Source organism: Proteus columbae (assembly GCF_002777965.1).
In the GTDB taxonomy this organism is placed as follows: Bacteria; Pseudomonadota; Gammaproteobacteria; order Enterobacterales; family Enterobacteriaceae; genus Proteus; species Proteus columbae.
In genome coordinates, this window is record NZ_NGVR01000016.1 from 39345 (window position 1) to 56795 (window position 17451).

A 17451-nucleotide genomic window follows, 5' to 3' on the forward strand; every position below is an offset into this window, starting at 1 on the left:
AATAAATCACACAATTACAAATCACTTACATTAAAATTAATTTATAATATCTAAAATTAAAAAATGTGCATAAGGTAACATTTTTTAACATTTTTATGATTATTTATTAACCTTTTCAGACTAAAAATACCTTCAATTAATAGTCAGAAACGATAAAACACTCAGATAAACCTGATAGTAACGGCTGTAATTACTATAAAAGAGAAAACAATGACGAATAAATGGTCAGGATAGGTTAAAACTTTAGATTATTTGTAACATGAACAGGTGATTTTACAGTAGATATTGAACGTATGACTATACATAGAATAAAGAATTGATGATCTGAAAAAAGAAAGATGGATATCGTAAAATAAATATTTGAAAGGCAATGTTGTTGATATTTTAAAGATAAAAAAGGGTAAGAATAACTTACCCTCTTTATCTACCACTCAATGAGAAAATATTTACTGATTAGAAGATAATATCTGGCGTAGATTCCGCCATAAAGTAGATACACTTACTTGCATGTTTATCTTCAGTCTCTTCTTCAACGTGAAAACAATCTTCAAAAAACCAGTAAATTGGGGTTTTTAAATAAACTGCCAATGTCACAAGGTAACCCAAGTCTATTTTATTTAACCCGCGTTCATAACGTGAGAACTGTTGTTGGCTAATTCCCAATTTATCGGCAAGGTGACCGCCGGTATAACCAAGCTCTTTGCGTTTTTTCTGTATTCTTTTACCAACTAGCTCATTCACATCGATGTTTATAAGAAAATAATCCATCATCGCGTTTTCCAACTTCGTTTATATTAAGGCATTGCCAAAATTAATGTACCTACCCCAGAAAATGAACCGGGAGCAACTCGACCATAAGGACGTAATACAGAGCTAACAACTACAGGTGTTGCTCTTCCCGCAGGTACAAAAATTATCTCGCCATTTTCACCTGGTTTATTGTTAAGGTATAAATCTGCATAGAGGCTACCGTCTGGGCGTAATCTGACATTTGGGCCTTCTAGAGATGATGCATAAACAACAACAGATAAGTCTTTATTGCATGTTACGCGAATTGTTTGTGATCGTTTATTCTGTGTTGAGTCGCCTAATCTGTCTTCATCAATATCGCCATAACTGAGGTTGACAGAACCATCAATTATCTCACAAGCCCCAGCAGGAGGCGGTGCAATACCGCACATTGATCCTGGAAGTAGTAATTTTGTCGTTCCGGTTTCATAAAATAAGCCAACACACTCTTGAATTTCACTATTAGGCACCCCAGAGTGGTGAGCTACAGCAGGTGACGTAGGAAAACTTTGCACACGCATAACAGCATCACGTAATTCCGCCATAGTGCGATATTTTTGTGCCCCAGTTAAAATTGTTCTTGTCGCAGCCCCACCTTGTCCTGATGCATTATGTCGATGATTAATCGTGATTTTACAAGATGCACCACCATAACAAGGATTCAATGTCATCGTTGTTTCTGGGTCCCAACGCTGAATAATAAAAGTATAATTTGCAGCAGAAGAAGAAATAATTTTAGATTCAGTAATATAAGAAAAAATAGAAGCCATTGATGATGCAGAAAAGAGTGTCATCACGCTAAATAGGCATAATGCTGATAATCGTTTTGGGGTAAACATACTAACCTCAATCTTAATAATTAATCATAATTCAGGTGGAATGTGGCTATGGCACTAAAACGACCTCGTTTTATTGATTCGTTAGCAATAGCATTAGGCTCGGCTTGTATAAATGCACGGAACCTTAAAATAGAATCTCCTGAATTTAAGGCAATATTGCTTGTTTCCTGATTAATCCGCAGTGGACTGCCATCCGAGTTTTCTAACCCAATGGCAATACCTTCAGCTTGACTTCCTGTACTTAATGCAAGAAAACCTTGCCCAACCATTGCCTGATTTTCAGTACCACTAAATGTCACTCTCACCCTTTTATTAATAGAGAGGTCACATTCTGATAAATGAATTTGAAAATTTTGGCTATTTGTTCTACCCGCGCCAATATAAAACGTTTTATCTGGCACATTACCGAATTCTAGCGAGATGGTTTCATCACCTGGTTTTATTACACAAGGTTCATCAACTAATGTGCCATAAAGTCGCATATTATTCGGTGCTGCATTAGCGGCTGAAAATATTCCTATTAGAAGCGTAAGCCCGCAAATAACAGGAAGCGGTAATGTTTTAAGCTTCATTTTCACACTCCTATTGATATTCTGCGAGCAACGTTGCAGTTACTTCAAATGGACCTTCTACTAAGGTACTTCCCGGTTTTTTTACCGGAACAGCTTGAATAATAGGGGGTTTATCTGGTGAGATAACAAAGCGCTCATTTAAGATAAAAGGCTCACCGTTTCGAGTCATATGAATAGCTAAATCCGTAATATTGGTTTGCAATCCAGCATCATCAAACTGACTTTTAGGACCAATAATAGAAAGCCCCAGATCCCAACCTTTAATATTGGGATCGCACTTTAATCGGTAATTCACGGATTGGGTGTAATTAATCCCATCAACTCTATGAATACCAACGTTATGACCAAAATAAACTTCAATTAAATTATTATTTTCGATTACACAAGGAGGCGGAATTAATAATGTTCCAAATAATTTCATATTCGGTTCATCCGCACTGACAAATAAAGGCGACATGACGAGTAATGTTGTCAGACAAACCTTTTTTAAATTAATAAGCATGTACTGACTCCTTACTGATATTCTACTCGAAGCGTTGCCGTAGCGTAAAAATCACCCCCAGTTAATGATGCAGAGTAATCACGAACAGGAATTGCCTCAAATTGAGGGAAGTTAGGATAAGTGAAATTCACTTCTTGCCCCAATCTCAATAATTTATTTTGGTAAAGAAGACGTACCCCTAATCCTGTAATGTTTGTGGTCAAGGCATTTGAATCAAACCCAGTACCATTTCCAGAAATAGAGACTTTCATTGTATTTGTTGGCATTTTTCTACATTCAGCACTATAAGTAATAGGCTTTTTGTAATTAACACCATCAATACGCGTACTCATGACTTCACCAAAATCAACCTCAATCGTTTTTCCCCCATTGATGACACAAGGAGGTGGAGCGATAACATTACCCGTGATATAGACATATACAATCCCAGGTATAGCGCTACCCGCTCTCGCTGTAGGTGGTGTATTTGCAACAGCAGCTGAACTCAGGACACCAGTAAATGTTGTCATTAATAAAATCAACACTGCTTTGCTTGTGTTAAACCGCTGTTCCATATCCATAAATAAACCTATTAATTTCCGATTGCTGTTTCTACAACCTTGCACTCATTGCCATTACAGCTAAATTTCAAACGAGGGCGTCCACCGTAATCGTTGATATAACTTAATACGGGTGAAGCACCAAGTGTCGAGGCTTTCAAATTAAGATCCGCACTACTTTTTGGATCGACCATTAAAGGCGTAAACCCAGTAATACTTTCACCTTTTAATCCGGTTAACCCATCGACAATTGTCACAAAGTAAGGCGTTGGATTATTAACCTGATAGATATCCCCTTTTTTCGTTAGGGTGATTTTTTCCTGCCATGGATTTGTTAAATCAGTCTGTGTTGCATAAATCGCGGCTGGGCGATAAAACAATTTAATCCGTGTTTGTAATGCAATTTGCAGTACATTGGGTTTATCACTACGTGGTGGAATTTCACGTAAGTTAAAATAGAACACGCTTTCTCTATCCTGAGGTAATTTAGATACATCAGGTAAGCCTTGTATTTTTATCTGACTTTTATCACCGGGTTCAATACGTTGAATAGGTGGCAGAACGATTAATGGACTTTCCACTTTTTGCCCATTGACATCTTCCATCCAACCTTGTGCTAAATAAGGCAGATCTTTATTTTGATTACTGACATTAAGGCTAATTGATTTATCAGCTCCATTAAAAATGATACGAGTTCTATCCAATGCAATCGCAGCAATAGCTTGTTGAGTAAACACCATACCCGTTAATAATGTGGTTGCTACAATGAATGAGCGCTTTAATAACATCATCTTTAATTACTCTTTTGTTTATAAAATCGTTTAATTTTTCCCTTCTCAACCTTCAGTTTTGACTAATTGTGGCTGAGATGGTGATTCGGTTCTCTCTTGTGCTGAATAAGAGATTGATGGAGTGTCCCCACACGTTAATAATAGTGAAGAAATAAAGATACCTTCGTCTAATTTAGGTACTTGCACCTCACACTGTTTTTTACCACTCCAACGTACATCTAAAATATCACCCGAGTTTATTCCACTTAAATAAACATTACCGCTATCATTCACGATGCCCAGTTCGCGTCCTTTTGCTGTGGTAATACTAGCGCCGAATGGTGGATAACTACCGTCTTTCATGCGAACAATCGCCATTGCTTTTTGCCCTGAAATAACGTCAAACTCGCGGTAACCTATTGCCCCTTCGGTCAGGGTTAATTGTTGAATTGAACGCACCGCATCAACGTCATCAGGTAATTTATCTAAATCAATTGTTGCACTACTCCGATAGTAATTATTGATATCTGGAAGTACTGCTTTACCAAAATAATTAGTATTGCTCACAGCCCCTAAACTTCTAATTGGTACCCCAGATACCCCATTAGTATCGACTAATAGACGCGCAGCTCCTGGCATTGCAGTACGATGGAATGCCCCACCTTTTGGTGTTAACGTTGCCCCGCCTTGTAGCGAAAGTGATGCAGAGGTATTTTCACCTTGAGTATGACTCGCACTTGCCGTTACCAGTGCGGTATCAGCATAACGCGTATAATAAGCATCAGCAGAAGGACGGCCACGGCTACTTAAACCTGTACCTAAGCGATAGTTATTATTGTCATCGAGACGGTCAAAATAGCTCACATTATGTGAATTACCAGTCTTATTAATGACAGTGTTATAGCTAATTGTCGCTTTATCACTCCAAGGCATACTGACGTTTAGATAAACACCATCATCATTTGCTCCGTTAAATTTGTTGCGATAAGCGGATAAATTAAGATTAATATTTTTAAAACTACCAATATCCATAAACTTAGATAAAGATAAATTGTAGTAATCGTTATTAGGTTTATTCCAATAAGTTTCGTGTCTATAGTTAAGATATGCGCTTGCACCCCATTCAGGGAATTGTTTACTTAATGTTATGGTATAAAGCTCTTTGCTATTATCACGATTGTTATCACGGTAACGACGATCTAAATATTGATCCATACTCATAAAGTCACGTTCTGAGAAACGGTAACCTGCGAAAGTCACCTGACTATTAATAGCCTCAAAACGTTTAGAGTAACTCACTCGATAAGAGCCACCATGATAGCGTTTATCATCACTTGGAATTTTTGCCCAAGAGTGTGTCGCATCAAATGAAATTGCCCCTAACGCCATTAAGTCACGACCAATACCTAAAGAAACAGAGTTATAATCACCCGCAACTAATGAACCTCCATAGAGTGACCAACCATTCGTGACCCCCCATGAAAACTCACCCATTGCAAAAACTGGCCCTTCTGTCTTGTGATCCATATCAGAAGGCTTACCTGCTGATAATTTATATTGCACTCGGCCCGGACGTGTTAAGTAAGGGATACTTGCCGTATCCATTTGGTATTCTTGTACCGAACCATCTTGCTCTTCAACACGAACATCCAGCTTACCACTGACTGCATCATTAAGATTTTGAATACGGAAAGGACCAGGTGCAACCTGTGTTTCGTAGATCACACGACCTTGCTGGCTAATTGTCACTTTAGCATTAGATTTTGCGACACCCGTTACTTCGGGCGCATATCCCCTTAAATTAGGAGGCAACATCTGGTCATCCGTTAATAAACTGATACCAGTAAAACGGAAGTTATCAAAAATATCAGAGCGTGAATAAGTCTCACCCATCACAAGGCGAGCACCCCATTGGGTTATCGCCCTATAAAGATAATATTGACTCCAATCCCAATCGTTCTCAGTACTACCATTCACACCTGTTGTATGTTGATAGTTTGCTTGCCAATCAGCACGAAAACGCCAAACACCCAAGTTTGCACCAGCAGTACCACTACCGGTAACTTGTTGTCTTTGTTTACCATTAGCAGGATCGGTCACATTAGCATTCAGGTTATAATCAAAAATAATCCCAGAAATACCTTCATCCCAACGAGAAGGTGGATCCCAATCTTCGGTGGCATATTCAACATAGGCTTGAGGAATAGTCACAATAAAGCTACCTGCGCCTAAGTTGGTACTTGTTGTCATACCCGGTATTGATGACTCATCAAGACAGGCATCGCCGTCTTTCCAAGTTACCGCTTTGAGCCACTCAGGTTTCAACGTAAATTGATTGACTAATTCACGAGGAATACAAGGAATACTCGCTTTAGGATCATTTTCGGGGACAATATAATTAATGGTATAGAGATCAGGTAATTCATTATTGTTAACTTTAACAATAAATTCATACTTACCGGGCATAATATAGCCGGCACGAGAGAAATCAGATAAATCGATATTTTGTTTATCTTTTAGATCAAGAATATCAGAGTTAAACTCGATATCACTGGCTGCAAATACCATATTAGAGGCACTCGCCATACCAGCAATAATTAAATAGATCAGTGCTGCTACAGGTCGAATTGTATGCTGATTACTCTTTTTTTCTGCTTTTCTTGAAGCAGTTTTGAATGATTTAGCCATAAATAATCCAACCAATCCATTTAATAATATTCGAGTTTAAAACGCAGGGTTGCTTGATAATTACCTGCTCGTGGAATGTCGTTATTTTTAACAAGCCTTGCTTGATACAACAAAGACAACGATTTGGTATCGATATCCACAGGAGGTAAAGGCTTCCCTGGTATTGCCAATCTTCCGTAACGGTCAGCGATGGCTAACGAAGCACCTTTAGCGTCGCCGAAAAGTTGGAATAATCCGTTCTGTGCGGGGCCTTCAAAAGTAGCAATAAAACGAGGACGTTCAGCTTGTGTACCTTTTTGGTCAACAAGGGAACATTCTGTCAATCGAATAGAGAAATATTCAATAGGTCCTTGGCCTTCAACAGCTAAGGTTGGAATAGACACGGTACTCAAAGAGATAACTTGCTCTCGACTTCCTGCCGAGATAGTGCATGTTGGCTCTAATATAGAACCTTGTAGACTAACCATGCCGAATCGCTGATGTGATTTTACATCTTGTTTTATATCGGTCACTGCCATTACAGGCTTAACAAATAGTCCTGTTGTAGCAAGTAATAATAGTGGCACCATCTTGCGATTCATTATTTTCTACTCCATAAGATAAACCATAAAAATACAGCTAAAGATAAAGCCCTATACGTCCTTATACAGGGCCTAAAAGGACATCTATTATTGGTAAGTTAATGCGAAAGTAGCGATTGCAGTAAAGTCACCAGGTACAGCTGCTTCTGTTGAAGAACCTTGTAGGTAAGCAGCAAAGTTCAGGTCATTTGAACCATCACGAATAGTTTGAGCTTTTGTTGGTTCACCTAATTTAATTTGAGTACCACCTGCATCAGTAATAACAACTGCTGCATTTTTCGCTAAACCTTCGATGCCTAAAGAACCTGGCAGAATAGCTGTTGCTTCAGCACCAGTGAAAGTAGTTTGAACTGATTTATAAGTTTCAGTAGAGCATTGCAGTAATTTAATTTTGAAAGTATTAGAAACACTACGGCCGCCATCTTTCAGTGCATTTGCTGAAACTTGTCCTAGTGGAACACGTTGGTCGCCTGAGTTAGGATCGATTGAACATGGAGCATCAATGATTGAACCCCAAAATTCTACAGTACCATGACCTTGATCAGCAGCGAATGCAGAACCAGCAGCAACAGTTAAGCCTAAACCTAAAACTAAACCTAATTTATTTAATTTCATCTTTATGTTTCCTGAAAATATAAGAACGAAGATATTTAAAATAATAAAATTCAATATAAGCAAGTTGCTTAAATGAATGACACACTAAATAAAGTTTCTATATTTTGATAAAGTTCATCCAGCCAAATTCATATTTAATTATGAAATTAGATAAAGGAAGCGTATCAAGTTGGATGTATTATTCTCTCTGGTTTTATTTAAGTCAAACCACTCAAATTTTATTAAATCTATTTTTATTAATTTACTGATATTAGGTGTATTTTTTACATTTTCATACAAAATATTACTTTTTTAAAATAGCTAAAATGGAATTTAAAACCAAATACTCACTCTTAAAAAGAGTGAAATAAGATTTAAATTCTACTATTTCAAAATTTAAAGTGAAAAGATCTAACTGTCTTTTTATGAATAGGAGTAATAGTAAATTAAATAACATTTTCCTATTTATTTATTTTAACCCCAAATAACTAAAATTTTACATATTATAACAAATCAACCTTAACACATTGATTTATAAATAGATCAAAATATTGAGTTTGTTAATTTATTTATTATCATTATTTACTACCGCGTAGAAACCACACCAATCTAATCATTTAATGATAATCTCAAATAGATTAAAACATTAAGAACAAAACCAAGAATATACGTAAGTTATTGTATTTTATAAATAAATATATAGTTACATTATTTATAATTACTATTATTTACAATAAATAACATAAAAAGAGTATAAAAAGTATAACAAATTGATTTTCAATGAATTATATAAAAAAGACAATCAAAAATAGAGTGTTTTGATAAAAATTTAACACTTGAAGTTAAGTGTTTATACTTAGGAAATTAAGGTCAGAAAGTGAGTTTTTTTACAATTTGCATTTTTTGATTAAGAACATACTCATGGGTTAACTAACTGATAATTCAAAAAAGAAATTAGAGTAATGACTATTTTTTTCTCAAAAAAACCTAGATTTTTAATCATTTGATTGAGAATAATTACGCTTTTTTTGGGTAAAAATTTTAATGTATTTATTAAGTTCTACTTCAAAAAATTAAATTATTTATTTACTGGATTATTGACTATTTTACGTATTGCTACTAATTTCATTATTAGCTTATTCATATTATTGCTCTTTCATTGGATCTACATGTTTTTATCCAAATAGAAACACAATAAAATACATTTTATTTACATCATACACATATCGATTTAACATTACTCGGATAGTGCGTATAAATATTAGTCGTTATTACTTGTTTTTTAATTATCAAATCTTTTTCAATAAGAATATTGGCGTTTTTTTATCTTTACGATAAATTAGGAATAGTTTTATATTATCTGAATAGATTTAACTTATTTTCGAATAGTTAATTAACTTAAAGAAGTAAGTTTTTAGATATATATTGGAAATTATCTTTTATAGACTAAATGATAATGAGTTAATAATTTAAATAAAAGTATAGAATTACATTAGTATTATTTAATTATTGGACTAATCACATCTTAATAAGAATATCATTATTAGAATATCTTTATTCAATAAATTAAGTTAGCTTTATTTATCTTTTTCACGATGTAATAAAAAAAAGACATGTTGAACCTAATAAAAGTCGATATTTGTAAAACACTCGCTTTAAGAGTATTCCGATACAGCTTTTCAAGAGAAATGCCTGTTTTAGATAATTATTATCATCATAAAATGACAAACTTACATTTATGACCGATTTTCATCTCTTATAAAAGAATAAAAATTGATTACCTACTTCTTCCTTTTTTACTGATTGTGCGATCAATAACTCAAGTTTGATTACCCACAATGAGTTTTTTTTAGCATAAAAAAAGGGCAGGGTTTCCCCTGCCTTACCAATTTGGTAATCAATCAAAGAAAAAGCATACGCTTTAAAACACCAAGTTTGAGTATCCTTTAGCGATATGCATTAGTACAAAAATACATCAGGCATTGTTTCAGCAATGATGCTACTTCGTTTATCAGTACGTTGATTTTCTGATGACGATTTTGATATAAAACAGTCTTCAAAAAACCAATAAATAGGTGTATTTAGATAGTTGGCTAATAGAACAAGATAACTTAAATCTATCTTGTTCATCCCGCGCTCATATCGAGAGAATTGCTGTTGGCTTACACCAATTTTTTCAGCAATTTGCATACCGGTGTAACCTAACTCTTTACGCTTTTTCTGAATTCGTTTTCCAACTAACGCATTAACATCAATATCTGTAAAATCGTAATTCATCATAATATTCACCCATTATCACGATTAAGGCATCGTTAAAATAATTGAACCTGAACCAGAGAAATAGCCCGGTGCGACGCGACCATTGGTATGTAAAGTAGAGCTCACTTTTACAGGTACAGAACCGTTAGCAGGAACATTTATTATGCTGCCAGTTTCACCGGGATAATCATCAAGAAATAAATCCGCATATAAACTGTTGTCTGAACGTAAAGGTACTCTCCCCCTATCTGAACCTGATGCTATGACCATGACTTTCATCGCTAAATTACAAGTGACATTGATATTCTGATAACGCTGAGCACCTTCTAAACTATATTCATCAATATCACCATAATTAAGGTTTACAGCTCCTTCCGTTATTTTACAGGCACCAACAGGGGGCGGTGCGATACCACATAATGAACCAGGAAGTAAGTGTCCACTGGGTGATAATCCACTTGAATTTGGTTGATAAAATAATCCCACACATTCCTGATTAGAATCTAAAGCAGGCCCAACGTGTTCGGCTTTTCCCTCTAGTGGTAAAGAGACATTTCTTAGCACTTCCTCTCTAACTTCAGCTAAAGTACGCAACTTCTCAATTCTTGCAATAATTTGCTTAGCTTTCCCCCCTGAGCCATCAAGCTCATGCTTGTGATTGATAGTTACATAACAAGTAGACCATCCATAACAAGGGTTTAATACTCCCGATGTTTCAAGATCCCAACGCTGAATAACATAGGTATAGACTGCATTAGATGGTGTTCCTGTTGATTCTGTAATATAAGAAAAGATGGATGCCATTGCAGGAGCCGAAAACAACCCCCCTATTGCAATACATAAAGCCGGAAGTCGCTTTAATATGAACATATAAAACCTCAACCCGAGTAATTAGTCGTAATTCAAATGGAATGTGGCTATTGCACTAAATGGGCCGCGTTTAATGGACTGGTTAGCAATCGCATCCGGCTCCCCTTGAATAAAGGCATAAAAATTTAAAATCGTGTCATCCGCATTTAATGACATTTTGTCTGTTTCTTTATTAACAGGTAGCGCATTTCCATTTTCAGATTCCAATCCAACAGCAATACCCGCCGCTTGGCTGCTTGGGCTAATCGCTAAAAAACCTTGCCCTGCCATGGCTTGATTTTCATCACCTTTGAAAGTGATCTTGACGCTTTTACCAATCGTTAAATCACATTCAGACAAGCGTATTTGAAACAATTTGCTGGGTGTTCTTTGATATGCATAAAGGTTCTTATCAGGAATATTGCCAAAATCTAACTCAACGGTTTCATCACCGGGCTTTATGGTGCAAGGCTCATCAACTAATATTCCGTGAAAACGCATGTTATCCGGTGCTGAAAAAGCGGTTGATGTTAATCCTGTAAATGTGGCTAGACCCAATACGAACGGGATCGATAATCTTTTTATATTCATCAATACGCTCCTATTGGTATTCAGCAAGCAGTGTTGCAGAAACTTCAAATGCACCTTCAGGCAAAGTGCTACCCGGTCTTTTAACGGGCACCGCTTGGATCACAGGTGGATTATCGGGTGATATCGCAATACGTTCGTTTAATTTAAAAGGTTTACCATCTTGCGTAAGATGAATGCCTAAATCTGGAATATTGGTTTGTAGTGCAGCTTCATCAAACTGTGTTTTAGGGCCAATAATAGAAAGCCCTAAATCCCAACCTTTTAAATTTGGATCACAAACCAATCGATAATTCACCGATTCGGTATAGTTAATGCCATCTACTTTATGAATACCCACGTTGTGTCCAAAATAGACATCAATCAGTTCGTTGTTACTAATGACACAAGGAGGTGGCACTAATAAGGTGCCAAATAATTTCATATTAGGTGCGTCTGCACTGATGGCAGAATAAGAATTCAGTAATGCAATCAGGCACATGTACTTTAATTTATTCATCTTCTGACCTCTTACTGATAATCCACATGCAGTGTGCCACTTGCGACAAAATCACCACCCACTAAGGCTTCATTCTGATCACGAACCGGAATAGCTTCTAATTCAGGTAAGTTGGGATAGGTAAAATTCACCGCCTTACCTAAATCTAATAAGTTGCCCTGATACAGAATACGCACCCCCAATCCCGTAATATTTGTTTGTAGCGCATTTGAATCGAATCCAGTTGCGCTGCCTGTAACATAAACTTTCATGGCATTGGTTGGCATTTTTTGGCAAGTCGCGGTGTAATGAATAGGCTCTTTATAACGAACACCATCAATACGTGTGCTCATCACCTCACCAAAATTAACTTCGATCATTTTGCCGTCATTAATTAAGCAAGGCGGTGGCGCAATAACATTCCCTGAAATATTGATATAAACAATTCCCGGAATAACATCTTTCACCGCTCTAGCGGGTAAATTCGCAACAGCAGTAAAACTTAGGCCTCCAGTAAACGTTGCCAAAATAAGAATCAACACTGCTTTGCTTAGGCTAAACCGCTGTTCCATTTTCATAAAATAGACCTATTTAGTTTCCTGCTGATGTTTCTGTAACTTTGCATTCATTGCCATTACAGGTGAATTTCATCTGTGGACGTCCGCCGTAATCATTGATGTAACTGAGTACAGGTGATGCGCCAAACGCCGAAGTATGCAGATTTATCGTTCCTGTGCTTTTAGGCGCAATCATGATCGGTTCAAAACCATCAAGGCTTTTTCCTTGTAATCCAGTTAATCCATCCACTAATGTCACGTAATAAGGTGTCGGGTTATTCACTTCATAGCGATCACCTTTCTTTATTAAGGTGATTTTTTCCTGCCAAGGATGAGTGAGATCCGTTTGTGTGGCGTAAATCGATGCTGGGCGATAAAACAACTTAATTCGCGTTTGTAATGCAATTTGCAACACGTTGGGTTTATCACTACGAGGTGGAATTTCACGCAAGTTAAAATAGAAAACGCTCTCTCTATCTTGTGGTAATTTGGCAATATCGGGTAATGACTGCACTTTTACTTGGCTTTTATCGCCCGGCTCAATACGCTGAATAGGCGGTAAAACTAATAGTGGGCTGTCAATACGTTCTCCATTTTCATTTTCCATCCAGCCCTGTGCCAAATAAGGCAACTCTTTATTTTGATTGCTGACATTTAAGCTAATAGATTTATCGGCACCATTAAAAATGACACGCGTTCTATCTAAAGCAATCGCAGCAAGGGCTTGACTAGTAAAGACCATTCCAGTCAATAAAGTGGTTGTTACAATGAATAAGCGCTTTGATAACATCATTTTGAATTACTCTTTTTGTCTGAAATTATTTTTATCTTTTCCCTTCTTTCCTAACCTTATTGCGTAATCAGTTTAGGTTGAGGCAAGGGCTCTGTTCTTTGATTGATTGTTGACGATGTTGCTTCACCATCACTACAAGTCAGTAATAATGAAGACATAAATAATCCTTCAACTAATGTTGGAATACGGACTTTGCACTGCTCTTGACCATTCCAACGAACACTCAATACATCATCACTGTTAATTCCCGTCAGATAGACATTCCCACCATCATTGACAATACCAAGCTCACGCCCCTTCTCGGTTGTGACACTGGCACCAAATGGAGGATAAGTGCCATCTTGTAATCGAATGACAGCTATCGCTTTTTGTCCCGATACCACATCAAAGTGGCGGTAGCCTATTGCGCCTTCTGTTAGGGTTAGTTGTTGAATTGAGCGTAATGCTTCAGCGTTATCTGGCATCTGATCAAGGTCGATGCTGGCACTACTGCGGTAATAATCATTGATATCAGGCAGTACAGCTTTACCAAAAGCGTTGGTACGCGTAATAGCACCAATACTTTTCACTGGTACATCTGAAACACCATCTGTATCAACAAGTAAACGAGTACTACCAGTACGACTTGTACGGTGTAATGCACCACCTTTTGGTGTTAATGTCGCCCCACCTTGTAGTGATAATGTGGCTGATGTGTATTCACCATTAATATGACTCGCACTAGCAGTAACCAATGCAGCATCAGCATAATGCATGAGATAAGCATCTGCGGATGGTTTACCGTTACTGCTTAAACCAGCACCAACACGGTAGCTACTATTGTCATCAATACGATCGTAATAACTGACATTATGTGAATTACCGTGTTTATTAATCACAGTGTTGTAGCTAATGGTTGCGCGATCACTCCAAGGCATACTGACATTCATATAAACGCCATTATCATTGGTGCCATTAAATTTATTGCGAAACGCCGACAGACTGAGGTTGATATTTTTAAAGCGACCAATATCCATCGTTTTGGCTAATGACAAGTTATAGTTATCATTATTAGGCTTATTCCAATAAGTCTGATGACTATAGTTTAAGTAGGCACTTAATCCCCACTCAGGGAACTGCTTACTAAACATAATGGTATAAAGCTCTTTATTGTTATCTTCTTCACCACCACGATAACGACGATCTAAGTATTGGTTCATACTCATAAAGTCACGTTCAGAGAATCGATAGCCTGCGAATGTCACTTGGCTATTGATTTGTTCAAAACGTTTTGAGTAACTTAAGCGGTAAGAGCCACCGTGATAACGTTTGTTATCACTTGGAATTTTTGCCCAAGAATGTGTCGCATCAAAAGAAATAGCCCCCAGCGCCATTAGGTCACGACCAATACCAGCAGAAACTGAGTTATAATCGCCCGATACTAATGAACCACCATAAAGTGACCAACCGTTACTGATCCCCCATGAGAATTCACCCATACCAAAAATAGGGCCTTCTGTATTACGGTTCATATCCGACGGTTTACCCGCAGATAATTTATATTGCACTCGTCCGGGGCGTGTTAAGTAAGGAATACTTGCTGTATCCATTTGGAATTCTTGAACAGATCCATCTTGCTCTTCAACACGTACATCTAATTTACCACTCACTGCATCATTGATGTCTTGAATACGGAACGGACCTGGAGCAACTTGCGTTTCATAGATCACGCGACCTTGCTGGCTAATCGTCACTTTCGCATTCGTTTTTGCCACACCCGTTACTTCAGGGGCATATCCTCTTAAATTAGGTGGCAGCATATTGTCATCTGTAGACAAGTTAATCCCAGTAAAACGGAAGTTATCGAAAATGTCAGAACGTGAGTAAGTCTCCCCCATAACAAGGCGAGCCCCTAACTGCGTGATTGCTCTATAAAGATAAAGCTGATTCCATTTCCAACTATTTTCAGTGCTATCGGGAATACCTGTTGTATGCTGATAACTTGCTTGCCAATCAGCACGAAAACGCCAAACACCAAGGTTTGCTCCCACTGTTCCTAAGCCTGTCACTTGTTGACGCTGTTTTCCTTTAGCGGGATCGGTCACATTAGCATTGACGTTATAGTCAAAAAGCACGCCAGAGATACCGTGATCCCAACGAGAAGGTGGATCCCAGTTTGGCGCTGAATATTCAAGATACGCTTGAGGAATAGTAAGAATAAGGTTGCCACTTCCCAAACTTGCATTCACAGTCATTCCGGGAATAGAAGAGATATCAAGACAACTTCCATTATCTTGATATTTAACTTTTTCAACCCATTCAGGTTTGAGTCCTATTTGATGGATCAATTCTGGTGGCAAGCATGCCTCGCTACCTTTAGGATCATTGGCGGGTACAACATAGCTAATGTTATAGAGGTCAGGGAGTTCATTATTATTCACACGAACAACAAACTCATATCGCCCAGGCATAATATAACCCGCGCGCGAGAAATCGGATAAGTCGATATTTTGCTTATCTTTTAGATCCAAAATATCGGCATTAAATTCAATATCACTATTTGCTAAAGCTGAACTTGAAATACTGGAAGCGCCAGTAAGAATTAAATAGATCAGTACAGCAACAGGCCGAATAGTATGTTGTTTTTTCTTTTTTTCCGTCCCTAAACCAACGGTTTTGAATGTTCTAACCATAAGTTATCCAACCCGATCCATTTAATAGTATTCCAGCTTAAATCGCAGCGTTGTTCGGTAATTTCCAGCTTTTGGTATTTCGTTATTTTTGACTATTCGCGCTTGGTAAAGTAACGCCATGGATTTGGAGTCAATACCAACAGGGGGCAATGGCTTACCCGGAATGGCTCGCCTACCATAACGATCAGCTATCGCTAATGACGCACCTCTCGCTTCACCAGAAAGTGCAAAATTACCATTCTCGTTAGAGGGACCTTCAAACGTTGCAATAAAACGAGGGTTGTCCGCTTCCTGACCTTTTTGTTCAATTAGCGTACATTCCGTTAATCTGATAGAAAAATACTCAATAGGTCCTTGCCCTTCAGTCACCAGCATTGGAATAGAAACCGTTGTCAGTGGAATAACTTGTTCACCACTTCCTGCTGCAATCGTGCAAGAGGGTTCTAAGATCGAGCCTGAAAGATTAAGTACCCCAAATCGCTGATGCATGTTTTTATCTTGTTTTACATCACTCGCTACTGCTGCTGTTATCAGTAAGCTGGCAATAAGGCATAGCCATAGTGGTGTCATCTTGCGATTCATATTTTTCTCCGTAAGAAAAAAATCGTTAAAAATAGACACAGGAAATAAAGCTCTGTACATCCTTGTACAGAACTTATTTTTTCTTACTGATAAGTCAGTGCGAAAGTTGCGATTGCCGTGAAGTCACCAGGAACAGCGGCTGCTGCAGAAGAACCTTGTAAGTAAGCAGCAAAGTTCAAGTCGTTATTACCGTCACGTAAGTTTTGAGCAGCAGTTGCTTCACCTAATTTGATTTGTTTACCACCTGCATCGGTGATAACAACAGCAGCATTTTTAGCGATACCTTCAATACCTAAAGAACCCGCTAAGATGCTTGCATCTTCTGAACCCGTGAAGGTGGTTTTAACTGTTTTATAAGTTTCTGTTGTGCAATTCTCTAAAGTAATTTTAAAATCACGAGAATTACTACGGCCACCATCTTTTAATGCAGCAGTAGAAACTTGACCTAATGGAACAGTTTGATTTTCTGAATCAGGATGAATAGAACAAGGAGCATCAATAATTGAACCAACAAATTTAACTGTACCATGACCTTGATCTTTTACTGGATCAGCAGCAAATGCAGAACCTGCAGCAACAGATAAACCTAAGCCAAGAACTAACGCTAATTTATTTAATTTCATCTTTTTGTTTCCTAAAATATAAAGGACGAAGACATTAAAAATAATAAATTCACTAGGAATGAATAATTCCTAATTGAATGACTCATTTATTGAGTTTTTGAATTTTGGTATATCAGTGCCCGTCCTAGACGAATTTAAATATCGTTAGAAACAAAACAAAATACACCAAATTGTTT

18 protein-coding genes are annotated in these 17451 nt (G+C 37.4%); all 18 read right to left on the bottom strand.

Going from position 1 to position 17451, the window contains the following annotated elements; translation table 11 throughout:
* Positions 1-453 precede the first annotated feature (453 nt).
* The 18 genes from CBE70_RS06645 to CBE70_RS06730 all read right to left on the bottom strand — a co-directional run bounded on the left by CBE70_RS06645 (position 454) and on the right by CBE70_RS06730 (position 17275).
* Positions 454-771, bottom strand: coding sequence for a helix-turn-helix domain-containing protein (locus CBE70_RS06645; protein WP_100158722.1), 318 nt, complete (start codon positions 769-771; stop codon positions 454-456).
* 23 nt (positions 772-794) lie between these two features.
* Positions 795-1628: an MrpH family fimbial adhesin gene (locus CBE70_RS06650; protein ID WP_100158723.1), complete on the bottom strand. Its 834-nt coding sequence runs from the start codon at positions 1626-1628 to the stop codon at positions 795-797.
* 20 nt (positions 1629-1648) lie between these two features.
* Positions 1649-2200: a fimbrial protein gene (locus tag CBE70_RS06655; protein ID WP_023581052.1), complete on the bottom strand. Its 552-nt coding sequence runs from the start codon at positions 2198-2200 to the stop codon at positions 1649-1651.
* Positions 2201-2210: 10 nt separating this feature from the next.
* Positions 2211-2657 (bottom strand): fimbrial protein, encoded by a 447-nt coding sequence (locus tag CBE70_RS06660; protein ID WP_408634004.1) that lies wholly within the window; start codon positions 2655-2657, stop codon positions 2211-2213.
* A gap of 56 nt (positions 2658-2713) precedes the next feature.
* Positions 2714-3262 carry a fimbrial protein gene (locus CBE70_RS06665; protein ID WP_023581054.1) on the bottom strand — a complete coding sequence of 183 codons (549 nt, stop codon included), beginning with the start codon at positions 3260-3262 and terminating at the stop codon, positions 2714-2716.
* Positions 3263-3273: 11 nt separating this feature from the next.
* Entirely contained in the window at positions 3274-4032 is a 759-nt protein-coding gene (locus CBE70_RS06670; RefSeq protein ID WP_100158725.1) for a fimbria/pilus periplasmic chaperone, read from the bottom strand.
* A 45-nt stretch (positions 4033-4077) separates the two neighbouring features.
* Positions 4078-6699 (bottom strand): outer membrane usher protein, encoded by a 2622-nt coding sequence (locus CBE70_RS06675; protein ID WP_100158726.1) that lies wholly within the window; start codon positions 6697-6699, stop codon positions 4078-4080.
* Between the two features lie 20 nt (positions 6700-6719).
* Positions 6720-7280, bottom strand: coding sequence for a fimbrial protein (locus CBE70_RS06680; protein WP_100158727.1), 561 nt, complete (start codon positions 7278-7280; stop codon positions 6720-6722).
* Positions 7281-7367: 87 nt separating this feature from the next.
* Complete coding sequence (locus tag CBE70_RS06685; RefSeq protein WP_100158728.1) at positions 7368-7895, bottom strand: fimbrial protein; 528 nt, start codon at positions 7893-7895, stop codon at positions 7368-7370.
* Positions 7896-9833: 1938 nt separating this feature from the next.
* Complete coding sequence (locus CBE70_RS06690; RefSeq protein ID WP_100158729.1) at positions 9834-10154, bottom strand: helix-turn-helix domain-containing protein; 321 nt, start codon at positions 10152-10154, stop codon at positions 9834-9836.
* A gap of 21 nt (positions 10155-10175) precedes the next feature.
* Positions 10176-11003 carry an MrpH family fimbial adhesin gene (locus CBE70_RS06695; protein WP_100158730.1) on the bottom strand — a complete coding sequence of 276 codons (828 nt, stop codon included), beginning with the start codon at positions 11001-11003 and terminating at the stop codon, positions 10176-10178.
* A gap of 21 nt (positions 11004-11024) precedes the next feature.
* The gene (locus CBE70_RS06700) at positions 11025-11573 is read right to left on the bottom strand and encodes a fimbrial protein (protein WP_100158731.1); all 549 of its coding nucleotides are present in this window, start codon (positions 11571-11573) and stop codon (positions 11025-11027) included.
* Between the two features lie 10 nt (positions 11574-11583).
* Complete coding sequence (locus CBE70_RS06705) at positions 11584-12069, bottom strand: fimbrial protein (RefSeq protein ID WP_100158732.1); 486 nt, start codon at positions 12067-12069, stop codon at positions 11584-11586.
* Between the two features lie 11 nt (positions 12070-12080).
* Positions 12081-12626, bottom strand: a complete 546-nt coding sequence (locus tag CBE70_RS06710; protein WP_100158733.1) for a fimbrial protein — start codon at positions 12624-12626, stop codon at positions 12081-12083.
* A gap of 13 nt (positions 12627-12639) precedes the next feature.
* On the bottom strand, positions 12640-13398 hold the full coding sequence (locus tag CBE70_RS06715; protein WP_100158734.1) for a fimbria/pilus periplasmic chaperone: 759 nt from the start codon (positions 13396-13398) through the stop codon (positions 12640-12642).
* Positions 13399-13454: 56 nt separating this feature from the next.
* Complete coding sequence (locus CBE70_RS06720) at positions 13455-16070, bottom strand: outer membrane usher protein (RefSeq protein ID WP_100158735.1); 2616 nt, start codon at positions 16068-16070, stop codon at positions 13455-13457.
* Between the two features lie 21 nt (positions 16071-16091).
* Positions 16092-16640 (bottom strand): fimbrial protein, encoded by a 549-nt coding sequence (locus tag CBE70_RS06725; RefSeq protein WP_157925997.1) that lies wholly within the window; start codon positions 16638-16640, stop codon positions 16092-16094.
* A 95-nt stretch (positions 16641-16735) separates the two neighbouring features.
* A complete protein-coding gene (locus CBE70_RS06730) occupies positions 16736-17275 on the bottom strand; it encodes a fimbrial protein (protein WP_100158737.1) in 540 nt (179 codons plus the stop codon).
* Positions 17276-17451: the final 176 nt, after the last annotated feature.